General features: G+C 58.7%; 27 protein-coding genes. 7 read left to right on the top strand and 20 right to left on the bottom strand.

What is annotated here, in order from left to right:
• Positions 1–3 precede the first annotated feature (3 nt).
• Positions 4–327 carry an L-rhamnose mutarotase gene (gene rhaM, locus ACQZ63_RS08505; protein WP_111801072.1) on the top strand — a complete coding sequence of 108 codons (324 nt, stop codon included), beginning with the start codon at positions 4–6 and terminating at the stop codon, positions 325–327.
• Complete coding sequence (locus tag ACQZ63_RS08500; RefSeq protein ID WP_111801071.1) at positions 324–1,706, top strand: FGGY-family carbohydrate kinase; 1,383 nt, start codon at positions 324–326, stop codon at positions 1,704–1,706. Before rhaM ends, ACQZ63_RS08500 begins: the two co-directional genes overlap by 4 nt.
• 55 nt (positions 1,707–1,761) lie before the next feature.
• Here ACQZ63_RS08500 and ACQZ63_RS08495 read toward each other — a convergent pair whose 3' ends face one another.
• From ACQZ63_RS08495 to ACQZ63_RS08480, 4 genes are all read right to left on the bottom strand, one after another.
• Entirely contained in the window at positions 1,762–2,598 is an 837-nt protein-coding gene (locus ACQZ63_RS08495) for an alpha/beta fold hydrolase (protein WP_065659631.1), read from the bottom strand.
• 335 nt (positions 2,599–2,933) lie between these two features.
• Positions 2,934–3,629 (bottom strand): FkbM family methyltransferase, encoded by a 696-nt coding sequence (locus ACQZ63_RS08490; RefSeq protein WP_003511210.1) that lies wholly within the window; start codon positions 3,627–3,629, stop codon positions 2,934–2,936.
• 164 nt (positions 3,630–3,793) lie between these two features.
• Positions 3,794–5,716: a putative bifunctional diguanylate cyclase/phosphodiesterase gene (locus ACQZ63_RS08485; protein ID WP_236742517.1), complete on the bottom strand. Its 1,923-nt coding sequence runs from the start codon at positions 5,714–5,716 to the stop codon at positions 3,794–3,796.
• Between the two features lie 21 nt (positions 5,717–5,737).
• Positions 5,738–6,244 carry a putative pterin-binding protein gene (locus tag ACQZ63_RS08480; protein ID WP_003511212.1) on the bottom strand — a complete coding sequence of 169 codons (507 nt, stop codon included), beginning with the start codon at positions 6,242–6,244 and terminating at the stop codon, positions 5,738–5,740.
• 625 nt (positions 6,245–6,869) lie between these two features.
• On the opposite strand from ACQZ63_RS08480, the gene ACQZ63_RS08475 reads away from it, so the two are divergent.
• Together ACQZ63_RS08475 and ACQZ63_RS08470 are read left to right on the top strand one after the other, a co-directional pair.
• The gene (locus ACQZ63_RS08475) at positions 6,870–8,306 is read left to right on the top strand and encodes an NAD-dependent succinate-semialdehyde dehydrogenase (protein WP_065662517.1); all 1,437 of its coding nucleotides are present in this window, start codon (positions 6,870–6,872) and stop codon (positions 8,304–8,306) included.
• Positions 8,307–8,623: 317 nt separating this feature from the next.
• Positions 8,624–9,721 carry a DNA alkylation repair protein gene (locus tag ACQZ63_RS08470; RefSeq protein WP_065704332.1) on the top strand — a complete coding sequence of 366 codons (1,098 nt, stop codon included), beginning with the start codon at positions 8,624–8,626 and terminating at the stop codon, positions 9,719–9,721.
• A gap of 18 nt (positions 9,722–9,739) precedes the next feature.
• Here the strand turns inward: ACQZ63_RS08470 and ACQZ63_RS08465 are convergent, their stop codons facing one another.
• From ACQZ63_RS08465 to ACQZ63_RS08445, 5 genes are all read right to left on the bottom strand, one after another.
• Positions 9,740–10,765: a sulfate/molybdate ABC transporter ATP-binding protein gene (locus ACQZ63_RS08465; protein WP_003511215.1), complete on the bottom strand. Its 1,026-nt coding sequence runs from the start codon at positions 10,763–10,765 to the stop codon at positions 9,740–9,742.
• Positions 10,766–10,770: 5 nt separating this feature from the next.
• Positions 10,771–11,658 (bottom strand): sulfate ABC transporter permease subunit CysW, encoded by an 888-nt coding sequence (cysW, locus tag ACQZ63_RS08460; protein WP_065704334.1) that lies wholly within the window; start codon positions 11,656–11,658, stop codon positions 10,771–10,773.
• Positions 11,659–11,661: 3 nt separating this feature from the next.
• Positions 11,662–12,504 (bottom strand): sulfate ABC transporter permease subunit CysT, encoded by an 843-nt coding sequence (cysT, locus tag ACQZ63_RS08455; RefSeq protein ID WP_083211639.1) that lies wholly within the window; start codon positions 12,502–12,504, stop codon positions 11,662–11,664.
• Between the two features lie 54 nt (positions 12,505–12,558).
• On the bottom strand, positions 12,559–13,545 hold the full coding sequence (gene cysP / locus ACQZ63_RS08450; RefSeq protein ID WP_065704336.1) for a thiosulfate ABC transporter substrate-binding protein CysP: 987 nt from the start codon (positions 13,543–13,545) through the stop codon (positions 12,559–12,561).
• Between the two features lie 173 nt (positions 13,546–13,718).
• Complete coding sequence (locus tag ACQZ63_RS08445) at positions 13,719–14,789, bottom strand: enoyl-CoA hydratase/isomerase family protein (RefSeq protein WP_065704338.1); 1,071 nt, start codon at positions 14,787–14,789, stop codon at positions 13,719–13,721.
• A gap of 281 nt (positions 14,790–15,070) precedes the next feature.
• On the opposite strand from ACQZ63_RS08445, the gene ACQZ63_RS08440 reads away from it, so the two are divergent.
• Positions 15,071–15,322 (top strand): DUF2934 domain-containing protein, encoded by a 252-nt coding sequence (locus ACQZ63_RS08440; protein ID WP_065704340.1) that lies wholly within the window; start codon positions 15,071–15,073, stop codon positions 15,320–15,322.
• Between the two features lie 68 nt (positions 15,323–15,390).
• On the opposite strand, the gene ACQZ63_RS08435 is transcribed toward ACQZ63_RS08440, so the two are convergent.
• Positions 15,391–16,194 carry an SH3 domain-containing protein gene (locus ACQZ63_RS08435; RefSeq protein WP_003511225.1) on the bottom strand — a complete coding sequence of 268 codons (804 nt, stop codon included), beginning with the start codon at positions 16,192–16,194 and terminating at the stop codon, positions 15,391–15,393.
• Between the two features lie 258 nt (positions 16,195–16,452).
• Here ACQZ63_RS08435 and ubiG point away from each other — a divergent pair, with 258 nt between their 5' ends.
• Positions 16,453–17,199 carry a bifunctional 2-polyprenyl-6-hydroxyphenol methylase/3-demethylubiquinol 3-O-methyltransferase UbiG gene (ubiG, locus tag ACQZ63_RS08430; protein ID WP_026330704.1) on the top strand — a complete coding sequence of 249 codons (747 nt, stop codon included), beginning with the start codon at positions 16,453–16,455 and terminating at the stop codon, positions 17,197–17,199.
• A gap of 82 nt (positions 17,200–17,281) precedes the next feature.
• Here ubiG and ACQZ63_RS08425 read toward each other — a convergent pair whose 3' ends face one another.
• From ACQZ63_RS08425 to ACQZ63_RS08410, 4 genes are read right to left on the bottom strand one after another with little or no spacing between them, the layout of a single operon-like run.
• Complete coding sequence (locus ACQZ63_RS08425) at positions 17,282–17,710, bottom strand: DUF1178 family protein (protein WP_003511227.1); 429 nt, start codon at positions 17,708–17,710, stop codon at positions 17,282–17,284.
• The gene (locus ACQZ63_RS08420) at positions 17,707–18,558 is read right to left on the bottom strand and encodes a carbon-nitrogen hydrolase family protein (protein ID WP_003511228.1); all 852 of its coding nucleotides are present in this window, start codon (positions 18,556–18,558) and stop codon (positions 17,707–17,709) included. The genes ACQZ63_RS08425 and ACQZ63_RS08420 overlap by 4 nt, the downstream gene beginning before the upstream one ends.
• A 29-nt stretch (positions 18,559–18,587) precedes the next feature.
• Positions 18,588–18,842, bottom strand: coding sequence for a glutaredoxin 3 (gene grxC / locus ACQZ63_RS08415; protein WP_003511229.1), 255 nt, complete (start codon positions 18,840–18,842; stop codon positions 18,588–18,590).
• A 60-nt stretch (positions 18,843–18,902) separates the two neighbouring features.
• Positions 18,903–19,637, bottom strand: coding sequence for a ComF family protein (locus ACQZ63_RS08410; protein WP_448799145.1), 735 nt, complete (start codon positions 19,635–19,637; stop codon positions 18,903–18,905).
• A gap of 201 nt (positions 19,638–19,838) precedes the next feature.
• Here ACQZ63_RS08410 and ACQZ63_RS08405 point away from each other — a divergent pair, with 201 nt between their 5' ends.
• Positions 19,839–20,720 carry a methyltransferase domain-containing protein gene (locus ACQZ63_RS08405; RefSeq protein ID WP_111795556.1) on the top strand — a complete coding sequence of 294 codons (882 nt, stop codon included), beginning with the start codon at positions 19,839–19,841 and terminating at the stop codon, positions 20,718–20,720.
• An 18-nt stretch (positions 20,721–20,738) separates the two neighbouring features.
• Here the strand turns inward: ACQZ63_RS08405 and ACQZ63_RS08400 are convergent, their stop codons facing one another.
• From ACQZ63_RS08400 to ACQZ63_RS08375, 6 genes are all read right to left on the bottom strand, one after another.
• Complete coding sequence (locus ACQZ63_RS08400) at positions 20,739–20,915, bottom strand: Flp family type IVb pilin (protein ID WP_111789708.1); 177 nt, start codon at positions 20,913–20,915, stop codon at positions 20,739–20,741.
• Between the two features lie 108 nt (positions 20,916–21,023).
• Entirely contained in the window at positions 21,024–21,338 is a 315-nt protein-coding gene (locus ACQZ63_RS08395; protein WP_003511234.1) for a hypothetical protein, read from the bottom strand.
• Between the two features lie 162 nt (positions 21,339–21,500).
• Positions 21,501–21,914: an 8-oxo-dGTP diphosphatase MutT gene (gene mutT / locus ACQZ63_RS08390; protein WP_013761723.1), complete on the bottom strand. Its 414-nt coding sequence runs from the start codon at positions 21,912–21,914 to the stop codon at positions 21,501–21,503.
• Positions 21,911–22,687 carry a GNAT family N-acetyltransferase gene (locus ACQZ63_RS08385; RefSeq protein ID WP_013761724.1) on the bottom strand — a complete coding sequence of 259 codons (777 nt, stop codon included), beginning with the start codon at positions 22,685–22,687 and terminating at the stop codon, positions 21,911–21,913. Before ACQZ63_RS08385 ends, mutT begins: the two co-directional genes overlap by 4 nt.
• An 18-nt stretch (positions 22,688–22,705) precedes the next feature.
• The gene (gene argJ, locus ACQZ63_RS08380; protein ID WP_113555413.1) at positions 22,706–23,947 is read right to left on the bottom strand and encodes a bifunctional glutamate N-acetyltransferase/amino-acid acetyltransferase ArgJ; all 1,242 of its coding nucleotides are present in this window, start codon (positions 23,945–23,947) and stop codon (positions 22,706–22,708) included.
• 92 nt (positions 23,948–24,039) lie between these two features.
• Positions 24,040–24,903 carry a peptidylprolyl isomerase gene (locus ACQZ63_RS08375; protein ID WP_448799119.1) on the bottom strand — a complete coding sequence of 288 codons (864 nt, stop codon included), beginning with the start codon at positions 24,901–24,903 and terminating at the stop codon, positions 24,040–24,042.
• Positions 24,904–25,139: the final 236 nt, after the last annotated feature.

Raw genomic sequence — 25,139 nt, 5'->3', positions numbered from 1 at the left:
GCCATGCCGGAATTAGAAAAACACGCTTTCAAGATGAAACTCTTCGCCGGCAAGCAAGCCGAATATAGACGGCGCCATGACGAGATATGGCCGGAACTGGTTGCTCTACTGCACGAAGCGGGTGTGAGCGACTATTCAATCCACCTCGACCCGGAAACCGACATCCTGTTCGGCGTGCTGACCCGCCCGAAGAACCACAGCATGGCAGCTTTGCCCGAGCATCCCGTGATGAAGAAATGGTGGGCGCATATGGCTGACATCATGGAAAGCAACCCCGATAATTCGCCTGTCGCGACTGACCTTGTGACAGTGTTCCACCTGCCATGAATGACATGACAAAGCCACGCCGCGTCGCGGTCATCGATATAGGCAAGACCAATGCCAAGGTCGTTGTCATCGACACCCGAAGCGGCGAAGAGATAACCGGTGACAGACGTTCCAACCCTGTCCTTCGTGACGGCATCTATCCGCATTACGATGTGGAGATGCTCTGGAGCTTCATTCTCACCTCTCTGCGGCGGTTCGCGGAAGAGCCGGGTTTCGACGCGATTTCCATCACGACCCATGGCGCGTCTGCCGCACTTCTTGACGAAAACGGCGATCTTGCCATGCCTGTGCTGGATTACGAGCACAGCTACCCCGCAAGCGTTGCGGAAGCCTATCTCCGCATCAGGCCAGATTTTGCTGAAACCGGCTCGCCCTCGCTTCCAGCCGGATTGAACCTTGGCGCACAAATCCATTTCCAGAAAACCGCCTTTCCGCAGGAATTCGCTGGGGTGCGCAGCATCGTCACCTACGCGCAATATTGGGCGGGGCGGCTGACCGGCGTTCAGGCCACCGAGACGACCTCGCTCGGTTGCCATACGGATTTGTGGAATCCGCGGCTGAAGGCGTTTTCATCGCTGGTCGAGCGCTTGGGCATTGCGCAATTGATGGCGCCGGTGCGCTCCGCCTTCGATGTACTCGGGTCAGTCCGCGAATCGGTGGCGCTGGAAACCGGGCTTTCGGCGGATATATCGGTCTATTGCGGCATCCATGATTCCAACGCCTCGCTCCTCCCGCATCTGCTGCGGCGGCAGGGTGATTTTTCGGTCGTCTCCACCGGCACCTGGGTGGTGAATTTCGCCATCGGCGGTACGGCGGAGGCGCTGGATCCCGCCCATGATACGCTTTTGAATGTCGATGCCCTCGGGCGTCCCGTTCCCTCCTCCCGCTTCATGGGCGGCAGGGAATATGAAATGCTGACGCACCAATTCGGGCCTGCTCCGGGCGAAGAAACCGAAGCCGCTCTCGGCAGCGTGCTCACCAGAGGCATGATGCTGTTGCCCAGCGTCGTCAGCGGTTCCGGCCCCTTCCCCGGCAAAACAGCGCGCTGGATTGCCGACGACAATGCCACTGTTGCTGAACGGCACGCGGCAGCGGCGCTTTATCTCGCCCTGATGACGGAGTTCAGCCTATCGCTCATCGGGCGGAAAGGCCCGATACTGGTCGAAGGGCCATTCGCCAGCAATGCGCTTTATCTCAAGGCGCTGGCAGGTTTAGCCGAAACTGAGGTCATCGCCGTCAGCGGTTCCACGGGCACCAGTGCCGGGGCAGCACTCCTCACCGGTATTAAACCACTTGCCGGCCGCGAGCGTCATTTCGCTCCCGATGCCATTGCAGGGCTTCCCGCCTATCGCAGCGAATGGCAGGCCCGTCTGGCTTGACGCAAGACGACAAAATGCGGCCGGGTATCCAGCCGCATTCCGTTTTGCAAAAGGATCAAGCCTTGATGAAGGCCAAGAGATCGGCGTTGAGCACGTCTGCATTGATGGTCAGCATGCCGTGCGAGAAGCCGGGATAGGTCTTCAGCGTACCGTTTTTCAGGAGCTTCACCGATTTCAGCGCAGAGTCCGCAATCGGCACGATCTGGTCATCTTCACCGTGCAGCACGAGTGTGGGCACGCTGATGGCCTTCAGGTCTTCGGTCTGGTCGGTTTCCGAGAATGCCTTGATGCCATCGTAATGCGCCTTGGCACTGCCCATCATACCCTGCCGCCACCAGTTCTGGATCACGCCTTCCTGAACGGTCGCTCCATCGCGGTTGAAGCCGTAGAACGGGCCGGAGGGCACATCGCGGAAGAACTGCGCGCGGTTTGCGGCAAGTGCTGAACGGAAGCCGTCAAAAACCTCCATCGGCAGGCCCTCGGGGTTGGCCTCGGTCTTGAGCATCAGCGGCGGCACGGCGGAAACCAGAACGGCCTTCGCGACGCGGCCTGCGGGTTCACCGTGTCTGGCAACATAACGCGCCACTTCGCCACCGCCGGTGGAATGGCCGATATGCACGGCATTTTTCAGGTCCAGCGCTTCTGCAACCGCAAAGGCGTCTGCGGCATAATGGTCCATATCGTGACCTTCGGAAACCTGCGCGGAGCGGCCGTGACCACGGCGATCATGGGCGACGACACGATACCCTTTCGAGAGGAAAAACAGCATCTGTCCATCCCAGTCGTCGGAGCTGAGTGGCCAGCCGTGGTGAAACACGATGGGCTGAGCATCCTTCGGGCCCCAGTCCTTGTAGAAGATGTCTGTTCCATCTGTCGTCTTAACAAAGCCCATGATCGTTTCTCCTTCGGTTGCGTTGGCATCTTCCGGTGCGATCTATGTTGTGCGCCGGTTTGATGGAGGGATGATGACGCAGGAAAACATCCGCAACAATTGCAACAATAATTCTGAATGAATTGCTGATCTGGCAATAATGGCCGTGCCGCCCGCTGTCTTACGCCCCGGTACCGGCGCTAAACGGCACCGCGACCGAAAAGTTGCGACAGAAGACGCAAACGGATTGAAATAACAAACCGGATAAGTTGCGTTTTAAATTGTAATCAACGGCGCACGGGCGCGGTCGCGACTGCACACCGCCGGAAACGAAACTCGCTAAGTTGTTCGAACTCTCAATCCACGTCGGGATCGTATTCCCTCGGGCTGTCGTCCTTGGAAAACAACACGCAAGGGCCGCGTGAACCGCGCGGATCATAGGCGTATCCCTTGGCGGTCAGTGCCTGCATGATGTCGCGAACACCTTCGAGGCCATAAAGGTGATCGTGCAGCTCGACGAATATCCGCTCCACGCCAGCAAGCTCGGCATTGCCGAGCAGATCGCGTTCCGCGCCCTCGATATCCATCACGAGCGCCGTGATGCCCCGGCTGGCGACAAACGCATCGATATTCTCGGACGAGATTTCGATGCGCCTTTCATAAGGACCCTGATTTTCGTCCATGGACGACATCCAGAGATCCTTGCGGACATAGAAGGGATAGGTACGCGGCTCGTCGGCCGTGAGAAGTCCTTGGGAAAACACGACATTGCCACGGCAATTTGCCTTGATCACCCGTTCCGCCAGTGCCGCTGTGGACGGATTGGCCTCGAATGCCCAAACGGAAACATCCTGAATACCGGCAATGATCGAGGTTATGATGCCGATGCCGGACCCCAGTTCCAATACGCGGTCGCCGGGCTTGATGGCTTTCAGGACGCTGCGGGCCTCTTTCGCCTCATAGCTGCCGTCGGTCAGCGCCTGCCATATGACGGGCGATACCTCATCGGAAGAAAGAGGCAGGGCTACTCCATGCACATCCAGAATTTCCATATTTCCCAAGCCCTTTCTCAAAACCCGGTCTCGTCAACAGAACGATCCCGCATAGACCGCGAATGCTCTACAGTATCGGTGCGACAACCGGTATTGGTTTTCGCCGTCAACGATGTATCCCACTGAAATTTAACATGGCTTGCCCTGTTCGAAAGCAAACCCGTTCAAACGGAACTCCAGGCCACAAGCTCCTTGGCCGGCAACGGCCTGCTGATCAGATAGCCCTGTACCAGATCGCATCCCAGACGTTTGACCAGCTCATATTGCTCCTCCGTCTCGATGCCTTCGGCTATGGTGGTCATTCGGAGGCTGCGCCCGACGCCGACCACGAATTCGACGATCGCCAGCGCGTCGCGGTCGCTGGTGATATCGCGCAGGAATGACCGGTCGATCTTGATCTTGTCGAACGGCACGCCGCGCAAATTCGCAAGCGAGGAGTAACCGGTGCCGAAATCGTCCATGGCGATCTGGATGCCGACGGCCTTTAGCCGCGTTAGCGTGTTGATCGTCTGGTCGCTCTTGTTCAGCAGGATCGATTCGGTGATCTCAAGCTCGAGCCGGCTCGGCTCCAGCCCGCTTTTATCAAGGGCACCCATCACGTTCTGAATGAGGTTGGTACTGTGGAACTGAACCGGCGAGAGATTGACCGCCACCTTCATGTCCTCATCCCATCGCATCGCCTCGCGGCAGGCAGTCTCCATCACCCATTTTCCGAGCGAATGGATAAGGCCAGTTCGTTCTGCAACGGGAATGAACACGCTGGGCGGAACATCGCCGCGCACTGGATGTTTCCAGCGCAAAAGTGCCTCGAAGCCACAAAGCTTGCGGGTCTGCGTCGCCACCTGCGGCTGGTAATAGACCTCCATCTCGTCGTTCTGCAGCGCAGTCTGCAGATCAGCCTCGAAGGATTTCTTTTCGGTCAGCTGCTTTTGCATGCGGACTTTGAAAACACTCGCCCGGCCAGGGCCGATGGCCTTGGCTTCATAAAGCGCCAAATCCGCGCGCTTGAACAATTCATCCGCATCGACGGTACCATGCGATATGGCGATACCGATGCAGGTGCCGATTTTGACCTCCTGCTCGCCGAGCTGGTAGGTCCGGCTGATCTGCTCGATAAGCTTGGAGGCGAGACGGCGCGCCGTGTCCTCATTGAGATCATCGGACACGACAGCGAATTCATCGCCGCCAAGGCGGCAAACCATGTCGTAATCACCGCCGATCCCCGAAAGGCGCTGTGCCACGGCCTGAAGCAGGGCGTCGCCCGAATCGTGGCCAAGCGTGTCGTTGACGTCCTTGAACCCATCGAGATCAAGCAGAAGAATGGCCGTCGTTCCATTGCCGCCGAAAGAGCGGCGCAACCGCTCGATAAGTTCCTGCCGGAACAGCGAGCGGTTCGGAAGGCCCGTCAGCGCATCATGATAGGCATCATGCTCCAGCCGGACATTCTTGGCCTGCAATTCAAGCGTGGCGGCGCGCAGATCATCCGTCAGCCCGCGCATGCTTTTCTGCGCGCGGTTCAACAGATCGTTCTGGCGAAGCAGCAATATCACCAGCGCGATGCCGCACAGGATCAATCCGCCCGCAAGCGCGGTGTAGACGATATGCAGCTTGCGCACGTCCTCATGGGCCGTATCGATCAGATTGACGTCATAGGCGACCGACGACGAAGCCAGCGTCGTCATCGGCGCATCGAGCGAGCTCATCTCGGAGAGCAGATCCGGAACATCCCTTGGCTCCAGGGTGTTCATCTGCTGTTCCAGGCGGGCCAGAACCGCGTCAAGGCGGGTTACAAGATCCCGCCATTGCTGTTTTTCATTGATGAAAGCGCCGAGGTTACCCTGCTTCAAGAGCTCCAAGCGACTTAGCATGATGTCCATGCGCAGCTGCAATTCGTCCCGGTCTATGACACCGGGACTGAGCGCAAAAACGGCCAATTTGTTCTGAAGGCGGAGATACTCCGCCACGGTCTGACTGACCGCCCACGAATCGTTATAGCGGGCAAATTTCTGCAGAGCGGTCTGACGCTCGGCAATGACGAAAGCGATATAGCCCGTTGCCAGGACGAAGCAACAGATGATCACCGCCACAAGTTTTCGCAAACGGCACCTTTATTCCACTATCAATTTGGCAACTTGCCATGCGGACCGCGAATAATAGGTCTGCTTCTGCAATTCCGGGTCGCTATCATAGGGATAGATGACAAACAGCGGACCCTTTTCGCGAACTGTCATGTAGTTGCCATCCAGCTTGATCGCGAGGATAACGTTAAATTTCTTAAAATCCTCAACCGGTATGGTGCTCACATAATCGTTGAGTGCAACTGCCGTTACGCTGGTGCCTTTTGCACCGACGAGATCCATCAACTTTGCCAGTGACACGCCGTCAAAACGAACGCGGCCATCGTGCCAAGGCGTCGTGGTCTCCACCGTCACCATGCCCAATCCCTCCAGCATGTCGCGATCGAATACCGCAGCGCCATCGGCATTGGTGTTGGTGATGTTTCCGGAGATGGTCAATATCGGCTTGCCTTGCGGCTTGGCGATCGTCCCGGCCTCGGCACAGGAAAGCCACATGAGCGACAGAAACGCACTGAGAAGTACCCGGGCGAAACTCATACTCTTTCTCCATCTAGCGTTCAGGTCGAGGGGTTTTCGCCAACCTCTGAGGGTCAAGGGAACCGACGCTCGCAATATATATCAGGAATGAATGTTATATCCTTAGTGAGATTTTATCCGTATTTTCTCTAGGTTTTGAGTAAACCGTTTGGATAATTTTTCCGTCTTATTGTACTTTTTTACACTTCACGCCCTGTTATGACGCAAGCAACACTACAAGTTACGTCTTCGTATCAATCCGTCTGGTGCGACAAAGGCCAAATTGCGGCATATGCGTGATTGCTTAACAACAGCAACACATGATTCGCGCGTATCGGACAAGACCAATGCGCGTTCGGCATCCGCCTGCCTGTCAGGCAGGAAAGCCGAGAGACAAGTTTCGCATCACAGAAAAATCATGGCGATTGCCAGAGCGAACGGTTGAAACATACCGTACGCAACTTAATATAAGAGCTGTCATTTCCGTTTCCGGCATTTTCAGCTTCCTCTTGCCGGAAATGCCCAGACGCCCGTTCCGCGCAGCGCAAGCGGCGATACCGGATATAGTCCGGTCAGGAAAATTCTGTTCACGTCTCCGGGCTGGACGGCACCCTGCCGTATCGGCCGCATCATGAAGGTAGTCCCTATGCACACCTATCCCGACATCAAACTTCTCATTGATGGCGAATGGCGAGACGCCGTTTCCGGCAAGACGATCGCCGTATCCGACCCTGCGACCGACGAAATCATCGGCGCGATCGCTCATGCCGAAAAGGCGGACCTCGATCTGGCACTTGCCGCCGCCGAGCGTGGCTTCAAGGTCTGGCGCGACACCTCGCCCTTCGAGCGTTCCAAGATCATGCGCAGGGCAGCCGATATCCTGCGCGAGCGCAAGGACAAGATCGCCTATATAATGACCCGCGAGCAGGGCAAGCCGCTGTCGCAATCGGCAACCGAAATCATGGGCGCCGCCGATACGATCGACTGGTTCGCCGAAGAAGCACGTCGCACCTACGGCCAGGTCATCCCGGCGCGCGCAACCGGCGTTTCCCAGCTTGCCATCAAGCTGCCGGTTGGTCCCGTCGCAGCGTTTACGCCATGGAACTTCCCGATCAACCAGATCGTCCGCAAGCTTTCGGCTGCCCTTGCCACGGGCTGCTCCATCATCGTCAAGGCCCCGGAAGAAACACCGGCATCGCCGGCGGAACTGATCCGAGCGTTTGTGGATGCGGGCGTGCCGGCGGGTGTCATCGGTCTCGTTTACGGCGTGCCATCCGAGATTTCGGAATATCTGATCCCGCATCCGGTCATCCGCAAGATTTCCTTCACCGGCTCCACGCCGATCGGCAAACATCTGGCAGCCCTTGCCGGCAAGCACATGAAGCGCGCCACGATGGAACTCGGCGGTCATGCGCCAGTGATGATCTTTGACGATGCCGATATCGAAAAAGCGATCGAGGTGACCTCGCTTGCCAAGTTCCGCAATGCCGGTCAGGTCTGCGTCGCTCCCACCCGCTTCCTCGTGCAGGAGGGTGTGGCGGATCGCTTCCTTGAAGGTTTCGTGGAAGCCACGAAGGCGATCAAGGTCGGCAACGGCCTGGAAGAAGGTGTCGTCATGGGGCCGCTCGCCAATGAGCGCCGCATCCCAGCGCTGGAAGGCCTGATCAACGACGCCGTTTCCCATGGCGCGGAACTGAAGACCGGTGGCCGCCGCATCGGCAACAAGGGCAACTTCTTCGAGCCCACGGTACTCGCCAACGTGCCCGTGACAGCCAAGATCATGAACGACGAGCCCTTCGGTCCCGTCGCCATCATCAACCGCTTCTCGACATTCGATGATGCCATCAACGAAGCGAACCGCCTGCCTTTTGGCCTTGCATCCTACGCCTTTACCAGCTCGGTCAAGACAGCGCATGCGCTCGGCCACCAGGTCGAGGCGGGCATGCTGACCATCAACCACAACGGCCTTGCGCTTCCCGAAGTCCCCTTCGGCGGCGTCAAGGATTCCGGTTATGGCACGGAGGGCGGTTCGGAGGCGGTTCAGGCCTATCTGGAGACGAAATTCGTCAGCCAGATGAGCTGAAGCTTTGGATGCAAGCTCAGGGCGGATGACAATATCCGCCCTGAGCCTGAATTTGGCGAACTCGGAATCTCCACGCGTCGTCACCCCGGACTAGATCCGGGGTCCAGCGCGATCAAGTCATTGACCGCAAAAGACTATTCACCGCGCAGGCGCCCAGTGGCCGGATGCCGGGTCAAGCCCGGAATGACGGAGTGAAAGGCCTTCGTCAATCTGTGAAGAAGCAAGATCTGCTATGTCTTTTCTTCGGTAGTACCACCTCCCTTGCCTCCGTCCTCATCATGCCCTAAAAGAACAAAAAGTGAACTTAGAGAGGTACTATGAGCGAGACAGCGGCACCCGCGTTGAAGGAAATCTTCAACCACGAAAAACTGCGACACATCGCCGATCAGACCAAAGCCGTTCATGCGCCTTTCGATGTTCCCGCCTTCATGGCGCTTGCCACGACAAATCTCGAAGCGCTGGGCATCATGCAGCGCATGCGGCAGGTGGCGACCAGCCTGCACGCCACGCTTCCCGGCGACTATGCCCGCAACATCGAAATTCTGACAGCCGCAGCACCCGGAATAGGCAACGGTTTCGCATCCATTTCGCTGCCAGAATATGTGGCGCTTTACGGTCTCGACGATTTCGATCTTTCCATGCAGGCGCTGCAATATTTCACCCGTTTCGGCTCCTCGGAATTTGCCATCCGCCATTTCCTGCAAAGGGATCTGGCCCGAACACTTGCCGTGATGGAAACATGGTCGCAACATGACAACGAGCATGTGCGGAGGCTGGCGAGCGAAGGCTGCCGGCCGCGCCTGCCTTGGTCGTTCCAGCTCAAAGCCCTGATCGATGATCCCTCACCGGTCACCGCGATCCTTGATGCCATGAAAGCTGACGAGGCGCTTTACGTGCGCAAATCCGTCGCCAATCATCTGAACGACATCACCAAGGACAATCCCGCTTTCGTGCTGGCGCTCATCGACACATGGCCGAAGGAAAACCCGCATACACGCTGGATCGTGCGGCAGGCCTTGCGCACTCTGGTCAAGAAAGGTGACGCTGCCGCGCTCGCCCATTTCGGTGCCCATAAGGAGGCTCAGATCGCACTCTCGGCGTTTCAGGTTTCTCCTGAAAGGGTCGCTCTCGGTAATCCGGTGCGGATTTCAGCTTCTTTCACCTCGACGGCAGAAAGCCCGCAGAAGCTGGTGATCGATTATGCCGTGCATTACGTGAAAAAGAGCGGTGACGCCTCCGCGAAAGTCTTCAAGTGGAAAGAAATCGAGTTGCAGCCGGGCGAAACATGCGCGCTCTCGATAAGCCGCGCCATGCGTGATTTCACCACCCGCAAGCACTATGCGGGTGTTCACAAGGTTGACCTGATGGTCAACGGCAGGCTGGCGGCCGAGGCCTCTTTCGAACTGCTGATATGAAGCTGGCGAGAGCGTCCCTCAAGCCGCCGGGAAAATCTTCGCACGGCGGATGATGACGGAACCGCGATCGCCTGCCGCGACATCATTTTCCGGCGGCACGTCGAATTCCAGGAGATCGCCGCCATCTGTGCTGGCGATCACCCGCCGCTCGCCTGCCCGGTCGAGAACCCGCGAAACCGAGGCTGGAATGCCCTCGTGCAGATCTTCCCATTCCAGGTCGGAGGGACGGGCATAGATCTCGACGGCGCCATCTGCCTGACCGTAGGAGAAAGGCAGTTCGTTGTCACCGACATAGACCTTTCCGCCGCGCGCCACGCCGGACACACGGTTGGCATCGCCGAGAAAGCGCATGACGAAGGCGCTGTTCGGCTGGCGGCAGACTTCCTTCGGCGTGCCCTGTTGCACGATCTCGCCCTGATTGAGGATGACGACGCGGTCAGCGAGATCCAGTGCCTCTTCCTGATCATGCGTCACGAAAATCGTGGTAATGCCCAGCGCGCCGTGAATTTCACGCAGCCAGCGGCGCAGGTCGCGGCGCACATTGGCATCCAGCGCGCCGAAGGGCTCATCCAGTAGAAGCACTTTGGGATCGACCGAAAGCGCACGGGCCAGCGCCACACGCTGCCGCTGCCCACCGGAAATCTGCGCCGGGAACCGGTCGCCCAGACCGTCAAGCTTGACCAAGTTCAACAGTTCCCTGACCCGCGCATCGATCGCGGCCTTGTCGCGCTTCACCTTCGACACCTTCATGCCGAACGCGATGTTTTCATGCAGCGTCATATGCGGAAAAAGTGCGTAGTGCTGGAACACGAAACCGACGCCGCGATCGCGCACCGGAATATTGGTGGCGTCTTCGTCTCCAAAAAAGATGCGGCCGCCATCGCTATATTCGAGACCGGCGACCATGCGCAGGATCGTCGTCTTGCCTGAACCGGAGGGGCCGAGCAGCGCCAGAAGCTCGCCACTTTCAATATCGAGCGAAACATCGCGCACCGCGCGGAAGGTATCGAAAGTCTTCACCACATTTTCGAGGCGGATTTTCATGGGAATCAGGTCTCCGTGGCGATGGCGGCACCGCCGCTGGTCTTCTTGGCCCCGCGCCCGGCGCCGCGCCGTTCCAGCGCCACCTTGGCGATGATGGTGATGACAGCGAGCAGAGCGAGGATGGAGGCCGACGCAAAGGCGCCCGCCGTCTGGTAATCGTGATAAAGCAGCTCGATATGCAGCGGCAGCGTGTTGGTCTGGCCGCGAATATTGCCTGACACGACCGACACCGCGCCAAATTCACCCATGACGCGGGCGTTGCACAGAACGACGCCGTAGAGCAGTGCCCATTTGATATTCGGTAGCGTCACCGAAAAGAAGGTGCGCCAGCCGGATGCGCCAAGCGAGGTGGCCGCCTCCTCCAGATCGCGGCCCTGCGCCTGCATCAATGGGATCAGCTCGCGCGCCACGAAGGGTGCCGTGACGAACATCGACGCGATGACGATGCCGGGTAGTGCAAAGAGTATCTTGATATTGTGCGCATCGAGGAACGGCCCAAACAGCCCCTGCAGCCCATAAACGAAGAGATAGGCGACACCGGCGACGATCGGCGAGATGGAGAAGGGTATCTCGATCAGCACCAGCAGGAAGCGCCGGCCGGGAAAATCGAATTTAGTGATCGCCCATGCGGCTGCGACGCCGAAGGCCGTGTTGATCGGCACCGCAATCAGCGCCGTCAGCACCGTCAGCATGATGGCGTGGCGGGTATCGGGGTGGGTGATGGTCGCTGAATAGACCTTCCACCCCTGCGAAAAAGCCTCGACCCCGATGATGGTCAGAGGAGCGACAACCAGGAACGCGCCGATGACGAGCACAAAAGCGATCAGGCTACGGCGAACCCAGGGCGCGTCACCGACGCGCGGTGGCTTGCGATGCGAGGAAATGGCGCTCATGTCTCAGCTCCTCACCGTATAACGAAGCGCACGCGCCTGCAGGTAATTGGTCACCGCCAACATGACGAAGGCCGCGATGAGCAGCACGGAGGCGATGGCGGCGGCGGCCTGATAATCATATTCCTCCAGCCGGATGAAGATCAGCAGTGCCGTAATTTCCGTTGAAAACGGCTGGTTGCCGGCAATGAAAATGATGGCGCCGAACTCACCGAGGCTGCGCGCGAAAGAGAGCGAGAGACCGGCCAGCAGAGCTGGCGTCAGAAGCGGCAGGATGACCTTGCGGAAGATTTCTAGATCGGAACCGCCGAGCGATTGCGCCGCCTCCTCCAATGCCGGATCGAGGTCTTCGAGCACCGGCTGCACGGTGCGCACGATGAAGGGTAGACTGGTAAAGGCCATCGCCACCATGATGCCGAGCGGCGTATAGGCAACCTTGATGCCGAATTGCGCAAGCACCGAGCCGAACCAGCCGTTACCCGCAAACAGCGTCGTCAGCGCAATGCCGGCAACGGCGGTGGGAAGCGCAAAAGGCAGATCGACAATGGCATCGACAAGGCGCCAGCCGGGGAAACGGTAACGCGTCAGCACCCAGGCGAGCGCCAGTCCGAAAACGACGTTGAACAAGGTCGCGGCGAGAGCGCAGAGCACCGTGACGCGATAGCTCGCAACAGCGCGCGGCGAAGAGATAATGGCCCAATATTCGGCTGGCCCGAGGCTCGCCGCCTTGAACACCAGCGCCGAGAGCGGCAGAAGCACGATGATGGCGACGTAAGTGAGGGTAACGCCGAGGGACAATTTAAGCCCCGGCAGAACATTCCGCTTCAAACCCCGCCCCCAATTCATCATAAAGCGACCCGGCAGTTTCCCGCCGGGTCTTTTACCTGTTGCATATCGTCGTGATTAACGGCTGCCGTAGAGCGTATCAAGCGTCGCGCCGGACGCAAAATGCTCTTTCTGGATTTTATTCCAGCCGCCGAAGACGTCATTGACATTGACGAGGCGAATGGCCGGGAACTTGTCCTTGAACTCGCCGACAACCTTTTCGTTGTGAACGCGATGGCCGAATTCGGCAGCAATGCGCTGGCCCTCTTCGGTATAGAGGAAATCGAGGTAGCTCTTCGCCAGCTCGCGCGAGCCGCGCTTGTCGACCACCTTGTCCACCACGGCGACCGGGAATTCGGCGAGCAGGCTGACGGAAGGCACCACGCCTTCAACCTTGTCGGCGCCATATTGCTTGGCAATGCCGCGGGTCTCGGCTTCGAAGGTGATCAGCACGTCGCCGATTTCACGTTCCACGAAGGTGGTGGTGGCGGCGCGGCCTCCGGTGTCGAAAACAGGGGTGTTGTCGAAGATTTTCTTGACGAATTCCTGAACCTTCTTCTCGTCGCCGTTGAACTTCTCCTTGGCATAGGCCGTGGCGGCGAGATAGGTGTAACGGGCGTTACCCGAGGTCTTCGGATTGGGGAAAACCACCTTCACGTCGTCACGGGCAAGATCGTCCCAGTCCTTGATGTGCTTGGGATTACCGGCACGCACGAGGAAAGACGGGAAGGAATAGAACGGCGAGGCGTCGTTTGCGAAATCCTTCTGCCAGTCGGCGGAAACGAAACCCTGCTTCACCAGAAAATCGACATCCGTTACCTGGTTGAAGGTGACGACATCGGCTTCCAGACCCTCAACGATGGCACGCGCCTGCTTGGAGGTGCCGGCGTGCGACTGATCAACCGTGATACCCGGATGCAGCTTGATGAAAGCCTCGTTCTCGGCTGCGAAAACCTCACGGGCAACATCGTAGGAGGCGTTGAGAATGGTGGTCGGAGACTGCGCCTGCGCCGCACCTGCAAAAAGAGCGGCAATGGCAGTGCCGACGATGAGAAGACGTTTCATGAATACCCCCGGAAAATCGAATGGTCGTCAACATAACGGGGGGCGACAACGCCTGCGAGCAACAGCCGTGCGTTAAGCAGAAGCGTATTAGAAATTTCACCCAAGCAACAGCAATTCAAAAGGTGATGATTTCATATATCTCCGCAAGCCGGATTTCTTTTGCGTTGCGCAATCTAAAGGCGGTGCTCGGGAAAGAGATTACCGGAATGTTTGGTAAAATATGGCAGAAGGTCTTCTTCACGCACCTCTTCCAGCTGTGCCGGTCGCCAGCGCGGATTGCGGTCCTTGTCGACCAGGGCCGCACGCACGCCCTCATAAAAATCATGACCCCGCAATATCTCCGTGCCGGCGGCAAATTCCCGTTCGAGGCATTCGATGAGGCTGGCGCTTTCCCGCCCCAGACGCAGCAGCTTCAGGGTTAGTTTGAGACTGGTAGGGGAGCGTTTTTTGAGAATTTCCAGAGTCTCGCGCGAAAACGTATCGTCACGCTCCGAAAGTGCTGCGAAAATCTCCTCGACCGTGTCGAAACGGAATGCCGCGTCGATGATCTCACGGTGTGCCGACAGGCCCCCCTCACCAGCTTCGACGGTATAAGTTCCGATTACCGCCTCGACACCATCAGGATCGAGCGCTTGTGATAGATTCTGCACCAAATCTGTAAGGCGCGCAGAAGGGACGAAATAATCGGCAAAACCGGCATAGATCGCATCGGCAGCAGAGACCGCATTGCCTGTCAGCCCCAGCCAGGTGCCGCATTCGCCCGGCGCTCTGGGCAAAAGCCAGGAACCGCCGACGTCAGGGAAATAGCCGATACCGGTTTCCGGCATGGCAAGCTTCGTCCGCTCGGTGACGATGCGGTGGCTGGCATGGGCGGAAATGCCGACGCCGCCACCCATGACGATGCCGTCCATCAACGCGACATAAGGTTTACCAAAGCGGGCAATGTGATAATTCAGCGGAAACTCTTCGCGCCAGAAATCCAGCACCTGCGGATCGCCCGCTTTGCCGAGATCGTGAATGATGCGAACGTCACCCCCCGCACACAGCCCCCTGTCGCCTTCTCCTGTCAGCACCACGCAGGAAACGTCAGGGTCATCCTCGAAACGGTGAAGCGCCTGGAGCATGGCACGAACCATCGGCAGCGTCAGGCTGTTGATGGCTTTCGGACGGTTCAGGTGGATGATGCCCGCCCCTACCCGTCTCTCGATGACGACCTGCGTCTCCGCTTCCGTTGCAACTTCCAAGGTCGCCTCCTCCGCTACCGTTCACCAGCCCATCTTGGAGGTCCGGGCGCGATCACGCAACGTTGATCTTGTCCTTCAGGAACGTCTTTCGCTCAAACCGCTTTCACCCGCGTAAAATGCCTGAAATCCGCTTTCGCAATGCAGCATGTTTGCTTGACGCCCGGAAAATCATGGCATGTAATGGAGTTTGAAATGCCGGCATTGATTCCTGTCGAGCGTGTGCCGGACCAAGCGGAATGTCGCCTTGTCAAAGGCGTTGTCAACAGCAACGGGAGACGAGCATGCAGGTTTCGGAACAAGAGTGGATCAGCAAACGGGCCTATACACTTTGGGAAAAGGAAGGCCATCCTCATGGCCGTGACGCGGACCATTGGGAACAGGCAAAGCATGAATTTTCGCTGCTGAAGACGTCGGAGGCGACCAAGCCTGCCCAGCGCAAGAAAGCAGCGCCGAAGACCGCTGCTGCGGAGCCGGAGGCACAAGCCCCCGCAAAATCCAAGGCCCGCGCACGCAAGGCCGCAACCGCGAAATAAAAGTACTCTCGTGACAATCTGAACCGGCAAATGAAAAGCCCGACGAAATCTCGCCGGGCTTTGTCTGTTTATCGCGGATCGCAACCGGGATCACCGACCCGGCAACCGCCCTGAAAGTTTTCCGAAGCGGGCGCGCGGCGTGGATCATCCCACTGGCGGCGCTCCGGACGACGCTGGCCTTCGTCCTGATTTGGTTGGCGATCGCGATTGCGGTCGCGATTTTCTTCCTCGAACCGAGGACGGTCACCATCTCGACGCGGCCTGTCCTGGTTTCCATCGCCCCGGTTTCTGTCACCCTGGTTCCAGTCGCCGTAACGGCGCTCCCAGCGGCCATCATTCGGTCCACCGCCCTGACGCGGATCGCGCCATTCATCCCGGCGGCCATCACGCCATTCGTCGCGCGGACGCGGGCGTTCCCAGTCACCGCGCGGCGGCGGAGGCGCAGCATTCCAGTAACCGCCTGATGGCGGCGGACGACGCCAGCGGTCACGCTCGCGGTAGAAGTCACGGTCACGATAATAACGGTCCCAATAACGACCGGCTTCGAAGGTGATCACGGGAACGCCGAGATCGCGGTAATAACGCGGCTCAACGTAGACCCGGTTCTGCCTGAACGTCGTCTGGATGTAACGACCGGCGACCCAACCACGACCGCTGACGAAAGAGACGTCGCACCACGGCGTATCGGACAGGCAGCCATGTACCGTCAATGGTGCGCCGACCGGGATCACGACCACGGCCGGATAGGCTGTGCTCGGACCGGAGCGCATATTCACATTCGCGGTGGCAAAGCCGCGAGTCGCAGCTTCGGCAAGGGCCGGCGCGGCGAGCATGGCCACCAGCGCAATTGCGCCAAACAGTTTTTTCTTCACTTACTTCTCCTCAAGCAAAAGCCCGCTTTGCCCTTGTCGGCGTCCATCGATTTCGATGGACGAGCATGCGTTCCACATACTGCCATGACTGGAAAATACGCCGTGTTCCATGAACGCAGCATGAAACAAATTGCAACCCGTTTCAGTTCCACCTGCGGCAATGAAGCACCCGGGAATTTGCCGACGGAATGTGCCGCCGGTCTTGACTTCGGGGATCAATCATCCGACTTCAATGCAACAGCAATATGGAGCATAACCATGAGCGAAACCGCACAGACGACCGTCGACCAGAGCGAAGTGGATCGCTTCTCCGCGATGGCTGCGGAATGGTGGAGCCCGACGGGCAAGTTCCGGCCGCTGCACAAATTCAACCCGGTGCGGCTTGAATATATCCGCAACCGCATCTGCGATAATTTCGGCCGCGACCCGAAGGCGCACCGCCCGCTTGAAGGGCTGCGTGTGCTGGATATCGGCTGCGGCGGCGGCCTGCTTTCCGAACCCGTGGCGCGCATGGGCGCGGACGTGGTGGGCGCCGACCCTTCAGAAAAGAATATCGGCATCGCCTCCACCCACGCCCGTGAAAGCGGTGTCAGCGTCGACTACCGCGCCGTGACCGCCGAACAGTTGCTGGAGGCGGGCGAAACCTTCGACGTCGTCCTCAACATGGAAGTGGTCGAGCATGTGGCCAATGTCGATCTCTTCGTCACCACCTGCGCGAAAATGGTGCGCCCCGGCGGGCTGATGTTCGCCGCCACCATCAACCGCACGCTGAAAGCCCGCGCGCTCGCGATCTTCGCCGCCGAAAACGTATTGCGCTGGCTGCCGCGCGGCACCCACCAATATGAGAAGCTGGTTCGCCCGGATGAGCTTGAACGGCCGCTGGTGGCCAGCGGCATGGATATCGTCCACCGTACCGGCGTCTTCTACAACGTATTGCAGGACCGCTGGAACCTCTCGCCGGACATGGAAGTCAACTACATGATGCTGGCGAAAAGACCCGCATAAAGCCAGCGCACCCAATTCGCCGGTCATGAACGACGGATGACGTCGCCCTAAGTGGTGGACGTCATCAAAATCGTAGGCAAACTCAATTCACATCATCGGGCAGCACTGGCAACGGTGCGATCTCGATGCCCTCGTCAATCAAGGCCTTCGCGTCCTGGGCAGACGCGTGGCCGATGATGCCGCGTTCGTCGGCCTCGCCATAGTGGATTTTGCGGGCTTCTTCGGGAAATTTATCGCCGACATCTTCCGCATTCGCGCGGATATTGGCGACCGCCTCGCGGATTTTTGCGATAGCTTCTTTTCTGGCCGTGTCCATGGCGAGCGACTGGCGTTCGTCTTTTTTGCGGGCGGTGGAGACCGAGGGCGCCATCAGAAGTTTGGAAACCTGCGGGGAATTGCACATCGGGCAGGACAGGAAGCCGCGCTGCAACTGATTGTCGAAATCGTCGCTCCCGGAAAACCAGCCTTCGAACTCATGGCCCTTTTCACAGGCCAACGCATAACGGATCACGCCGCCTCACCTCCAGCAGGAATAACCGTGTCCAGTCCGAACTCGCGGGCATTGCGCAGATTGGGGATTTTTCCGCGCGCGGCAGCCACGAGAGACGTGTCGATCTCTGCGAAAATGATCTCTTCCCCGGCGCCGCCGGCCATTGCCAGCACCTTGCCCCAGGGGTCGATGATGATGGAATGGCCGAACGTGACCCGCCCGTCCTCATGCAGGCCGGCCTGTGCGGCGGCAATGACGAAAGCGCCGTTTTCAATGGCGCGGGCACGCAGCAGAATTTCCCAGTGGGCTTCACCCGTCTGGCGGGTGAAGGCGGCCGGAACCGTCAGAACCTCGGCGCCGGCGAGTGCCTCCGCCCGGAAAAGCTGCGGGAAGCGCACATCGTAGCATATCGCAAAGCCGAATTTCCCCAGCGGCAGTTCGGCAACGCGAGCGACAGCACCGGGTTCGTAAGCCGCACTTTCGCGCCAGCTTTCGCCATTGTCCAGATCGACATCGAACATATGGATCTTGTCATAGCTGCAGATACGCGAACCGTCAGGCGCAAACAGAAAACCGCGATTGGCAATCTTGCCATCCGGGCGGGCAATCGCTGTCGAGCCGACATGGACATGGATGCCGAGTTCGCGTGCCAGCCGCGCGGCGGTCGCAACGATGATATCGCCATCGTCGTCACGCAGCTGGGCGCGAAGCGCCTGCCTGTCCTTCTGGAGAGCGCCGGTCATTTCCGGCGTCTGAACATAGACAGCGCCCGCAGCCGCAGCAACACGCACCAGGCGCTCCATATCGGCGGCGTTTTTCACCGTATCGACACCCGAGCGCATCTGAATGGCGGCAGCCTTGAAAATCATCACGTCCTCCGTATCGAAAATCGAGCCGATTAAGCGGCCAGCATAACGTCGAGTTTGCCAGCACGCTCCAGTGCATGCAGATCGTCGCAACCGCCGATATGCTGGCCGTTGATGAAGATTTGCGGGAAGGTGGTTCCGCCGGATTTCTCGATCATCTCCTGCCGGTATTCCGGCGTCGTCGTCGCGTTATATTCGGCGTAATCGACGCCCTTGCTGTCCAGCAACGCCTTGGCGCGCGCGCAATAACCACAAAAATCCCGTGTATAGATCGTTACCGGTGCCATGTATTTCGAAGCCTCGCAAACGTGTGCTGAAACGCACGATATCCTCGTTTCATTCAGGCTTCATATAGGGCCGGAAATGGCCATTGCAAAGGTCAAAACGGTCACATCCGTAGCACCCGCCTTCCGCAAGACGCGACTTGCCGCGCCCACCGTCGCACCAGTGGTATAAACATCATCCACCAGCACCACTCGCTTGCCATAAACATCGGTTTTTCGGCCGGGCGCTATTGCAAAAGCACCCCGCACATTGTCCTGCCGGGCAAGCGCTGAAAGCCCCACCTGCCGCTCGGTCGGCTTCACGCGCAACAGCGTGCCGGCAAGCAGCGGTTTGCCGGTGGCCTTGGCCAGATGCCGTGCGAGCTCAGCGGACTGGTTGAAACGGCGACGCCAGAAGCGGTGGCGATGCAGCGGAACCGGCACGATACAGTCGCAGCTATCAACCGTTCCGTCGCTTGCCCGCAGCATCCACAGCGCCATGAAACGCGCAAGATCGGTCCGGTCCTGATATTTCAGCCGGTGTACGAGTTTACGCGCGGTTCCCTCATGGCTGGCAACAGCACGCAAACGGTCGAAAGGCGGTGGGTCGGCGATGGCTTGTGCGCTCACAATACCCGCGCCGTGATCCCGGGAGAAGGGAATGCCCAGAACCTCGCAAAAAGCCCGATCGATAAAGGCCACATCCCGCCAGCAATCCGCACACATGGCACCCTCGCCGCCGGTCATGCGGGAACAGCCTGCGCAAGTGGGCGGATAGACCACGCGGAAGGCCGAGTGCAACACGCTGCGTGCCGCCATCGACACCGTCGCGGACTTCGACAGCAATCCCGAAAACAGATCTTCACCAGCGCCCATGAGGTTGACTTTAGCGCCGAACGGGTGCCTTTGCGAGAGAGATATGTTTCGGCCTCTGACCGGAAAAACAATGCCCGAAGCGGCATGACAGCAACGATGCGGCCCGCCGATCCCAAAGGCGCTACAGGCCGAGCAGGCACGACGATGGATATTCTCTTTGACCAGGCCCTGATCGAACAAAATCGCCGCCGGGCGTGGAACCGGCGTGACGACAAGGCCCTGTTTCTTCTCGACATGGCCGCCGACGAGTTTGCCGACAGGCTCGCCATCGTCGAGCGCCGTTTCGAGACCGCAATCGAACTGCACGGCGGGACGGGCATCACCGCCCAGCGCTTGACCGAGACGGGCAAGGTGGATGCTATCCGTCGTATCGAGACGGATACCTCCTTTGCGACGGATGGGAATCTGCCGCAGGTGGCCTCCATGGAGCATCTGCCGCTCGAAGAAGCCTCCGCCAATCTCATTGTTTCCCCGCTTGCCCTCCACCTCACCAACGACACCCCCGGTGCGTTGATCCAGATAAGGCGGGCGCTAAAGCCGGACGGGCTGTTTCTCGGAGCCATCCCCGGCAGCGGCACATTGCAGGAACTGCGCGATGTGCTGTTGACGGCAGAAGCCGAGTTGACCGGCGGCGCCAGCCCGCGCGTCATTCCCTTTGCCGATGTGCGCGATGTTGGCGCACTGTTGCAGCGTGCCGGTTTTGCGCTTCCCGTCACCGACGCGGAAACTTATACGGTGCGTTACGACTCGATTTTTCCACTGATGCGCGATCTGCGCGCCATGGGCATGGCCAATCCGCTGGCAAGCCGCAGCAGAAAACCGCTCAATCGCGCTTTTTTCCTGCGGGCAGCGGAGCTTTACGCCGAACGTTATTCCGATCCGGACGGGCGGATCAGAGCCACGTTTTCCATCATCTATGTCTCAGGCTGGGCACCGCACGAGAGCCAGCAGAAACCGCTGAAACCTGGTTCCGCCAAAATGCGGCTGGCGGATGCATTGAAGACAACAGAGGTTAAGCTGTCTTGAGCCAGCCTCGGAGCGGCTTCAGATATTTATATTGCTAAACGTATCAATGATAACCTGAAAAGCAGCGTTGATGCTGCTGCTGACTTGAGTTGCTCCGCCAATCATAGCTGCTGAAATTACCGCGATAACGAGGCCATATTCGACTACGGTAGCACCGTCTTCATTCTTCCAAAGATTGACAAGAGAATGCAGCAAAGGAGCGTCCCTATCTTCAGCGCGCCATGAGTGAGCCGGCACAATTACTAAGCCGCACTCACCCTATACTCATGGCTTGAGGAATCCGTTACCGATGATGGTAAACGATCAGCAACCGCTCTCGCTGCTATAGCCCGTCACGACACAGGGCATCTCGGGCATCGGCTGGGTTATGCTGCGGCGGATGGAATAGGTCTTGCCAGCATCGGTCTTCTTGATGGAGCCGGTGCTTATCATGTCGTAATTGTCGGAGAACTGCGCGACGCGCGTTGATGATTTTCCGGCAAGCATGGGGGTGACGATCAAGGAAAGAGCAATCACAGCCGTCCCGAAAAGCAGCGCGACATTAAGAACGCCGGTGCGACGGGATTTGTTGGAGTAAGACTGACGACCTTCCACCGTCTTCCAGAAATCCTCGTTCATAGCCAACCTCATACGCGCAGTTTACCGCTTCTTTAGCTTAACAATCTGCCAGAGGGTGCTGAACGATCTGTTAACACAGCCTCGTTTTGGCACGGTAAAGCGGAGTTATGGGATGTTTTCAACAGGCTGCGCGAGGGGATCGAACCCGCCAGGAAGTTCGCTTTAAAGCAAATCCTGAAGGAAGGGGATGAGCGGCTCGTCGGCCGGCGGCATCGGATAATCACGCAGAGCCTGCGGCTTTACCCATTTAATTGCCTGTCCTTCGCGCCCATGGGCCATGCCTTCATAACGACGGCACACGTAAAGCGGCATCAGCAGGTGAAAAGTCTCGTAGGTATGGCTGGCGAACGTCAGCGGCGCAAGGCAGGCTATCTTGGTCTTGATACCCAGCTCCTCGTCGAGCTCGCGGACAAGGGTGTCCTCCGGTGTTTCGCCTTGTTCCACCTTGCCGCCTGGAAATTCCCACAGGCCGGCAAGCGACTTGCCCTCAGGTCGTTGCGCCAGAAGAATACGGCCGTCCTGATCGAGAAGGGCGCAGGCGGCAACCAGCAGGATTTTTTTGCCCGCTTCGCTCATTCTTCACCAGCCTTGCGCCAGTAGCGATAGGAATAGGCCTCGGTGAAGCCGAATTTTTCATAAAGTGCAATCGCGGGCGCATTTGTGGAGACGACCTGCAACCAGGCGCTTTTGGCGCCGCTGATGCGGGCCCAGCGCAGTGCTGACGCCAGCAGCTGCGTGCCGAGGCCCTTTTTCCGCTGCGACTTCTCGACATCGAGGGAAAGAATGCCGGCAAGATCGTTATCCTGCACGCAGATAACGGTGGCGAGTGCGCTGCCCCCTGCTTCTTCGTTGATGAACAGGCCAAGGGTCGGCTTGATCGAACTGAGGATTTCAGCGATCGCCGGGCGCAGGGTCGGGTCGCCATCGCTGACCTTGATGCTCGCCTCGACAAAACGGCCAATATCGTGGCTCGGCAGGCTGACCAGCGTTTCCGGCAGTTCCATGCCAGCGAGATCGGCCGTCATGACCTTGACCTCCTCAACCATGGACCAGCCGTCCTTTACCAGAAAATCCTTGAGCTGCGGCGGCATCAGCGTCGTTTCGCGCACCACCAGCGGACGGCCGAAATCCTCGAAGCGCTTGCGCGCCTTTTCCAGCCGCACCGCGCAGTTTCCATAATCGGAAGGATCGAGCGGCACCACGCAATTGATGCGTTTGGATGGATGCGACCCCGTCAGGCGGATTTGCCAGCTACCGTCATAAATCACCGACGAGGCCGGCCATGCCCGAAAGCTGACTGCTTCCAGACGGCGAACCAGCGGCAGATTGACGATTTTATTGTCCTGCATTCTCTTCGGCTCCAACGGTCAGCTCCGGTAGTCGCCGTTGATCGCAACATATTCCTTGGTCAGGTCGCACGTCCATACGGTGGCCTTGCCCTTACCGAGACCGATGTCAACCTTCACCGGGATGTCTTCCAGCCGCATCACGGCGGTGGTTTCCGCTTCCGAATAATCCGGATCGCGTTCGCCATTGACGGCAACGCGCACGCCGCCGAACCAGATGGCAAGGCGATCACGGTCGGCCATTTCACCGGATTTGCCCACAGCCATGACGACGCGACCCCAATTTGCATCTTCGCCGGCAACCGCGGTCTTCACCAGCGGTGAGTTGGCAATCGAAAGGGCGATCTTCTTGGCAGCGACATCGTTTTCCGCGCCGGTAACGGTGACTTCGACCATCTTGCGTGCGCCTTCGCCATCGCGAACCACCTGCAGGGCCAGATCTTTCAGGAGATCGTTCAAGGCGGCGCGGAAGGAGGAAAGCCGCTCGTCATCGGCGCGCGTCACCTTGACCTGACCGTCCTCAGCCGCCGCACCTGTCGCAAACAACATCAGCGTATCGGAGGTGGAGGTGTCGCTGTCAACAGTCACGGAATTGAAGGTCGGGCCGACACCGGCGGAAAGCAGTGATTGCAGCGCGGCCGGATCAATATCGGCATCCGTAACCACGAAAGAAAGCATCGTCGCCATATCGGGCGCGATCATGCCGGCACCCTTGGCGATACCGTTGATGGTGACCACGACACCGCCGATTTCGGCCGTGCGGGTCGCGACCTTGGGATAAGTGTCGGTCGTCATGATTGCCTTGGCGGCTTCCTGCCAGAAATCGGCTTCGGCCATGCCCTGCATGTCGCCCAGAACCCCGGCGAACTTGGTGGCATCAAGCGGCTCGCCGATTACGCCGGTCGATGCCAGAAACACTTCATTTTCAGAGCAGCCGACTGCAGCGGCTGCGGATTTCGCCGTCAATTCGGTCGCGGCCTTGCCTTTGACGCCGGTAAAGGCGTTTGCGTTACCGGAATTGACCACCACGGCGCGCGCCACGCCACCGCCGAGATTGGCGCGGCAGAAATCAACGGGGGCCGAGGGGCATTTCGATTTTGTGAAAACGCCAGCCACGCTTGCCGGCTTGTCGAACACCATCAACAGAACGTCGGTCCGGTTCTTGTACTTGATGCCGGCGGCAGCCGTCGCCATGCGAACACCACGCAGCGCGGGCATGTCGGGATAGGATTTCGGAGCGAGCGGGGAAACGGCAACGGACATGGGAAAGCGCCTGAGATTCTGGAAACGGGGAAGGTTTGAAAGTGCCTGAGATGAAGCGGGGCGGCCTGTGGCCGCCCCGTAACATGGTTTTATTAGTGCTGCGGCTGTGCCTGCTGTTCCTTCGTGGCTTCGTCGTAGCCCTTCTTCAGCGTCTCATCCATGATTTCGATCTTCTGGTCAGCCTTTGCCTTCTCGATGAGGGCAACGTACTTGTCACGCATGACAAGCTGACGAACCTGCGGCTCGACCTGCTCGAAAGCCGGCGGCGGTGCGATGCGCTTGTCTTCCAGCTTGATGACGTGGAAGCCGAACTGCGTCTTGACAGGCGTCTTGGTGTAGGCACCCTTTTCGAGACCGAAAGCGGCCTCTTCGAATTCCGGAACCATGCGGCCCTTGCCGAACCAGCCGAGATCGCCGCCATCATCCTTGTTGGAGTCGGTCGACTTTTCCTTGGCGAGTGCTGCGAAATCCTTGCCCGCATCAAGCTGCTTGATGACGTCCTTGGCTTCGTCTTCGCTTGCAACCAGAATATGGGCTGCCTTGATTTCTTCTTCCTTCGGCAAGGCTGCAACTTCCTTGTCGTAGCGCGCCTTCACCTCTTCATTGGTGACAGCATCAACCACATGCTTGCGGAAATAGGCGTTGTGCAGCTCACGGTCCTGAATGAACTCCATGCGCTTCTTGAAGTCTTCGGTCTTTTCCAGACCTTCGGCGCTGGCATTCTTCACGAGGAGCTTGACGTCGATCGCGCCGGAAAGGGCTGCGACCTTTTTCTGCTCGTCGGGAAGCTGTGCGAGCTGCGGATCGAGATTGCCCATGGCAAGGTCGAGTTCGGACTGGTGGATTTCCAGATCGCCGACCTTGGCGACAACCTTGTCTTCCTGTGCAAAGGCAGGAAACTGGAGGCCGAGCGTGGCCACAATCACCGCAGCCGCAATTTTATTATAGCGCAACATTTTGAACCTTTCGGGGACAATGCCGGCTCCAGACATGGTTTCCGGCTCTGAAAAAACTTCCAAACACCGGATTGTGGCCATTCTGTAACGGGCAGAACCGTTGACATCATTTGCCCCCCCTCTTATCTGTCACGCAACCTCGCGTCCAGATACGTTGAAGGGCGAAGTCCGTCATTTGTTGCCGAAATCGGCGTGATGGAAAAAACCGCCTGCGAAAACGGAATTTCAGAAAGGGC

The organism is Agrobacterium sp. CG160-95, from assembly GCF_053521725.1.
Note: the sequence above shows the minus strand (reverse complement) of the source record. Positions and strands in the feature narration are given on the sequence as shown.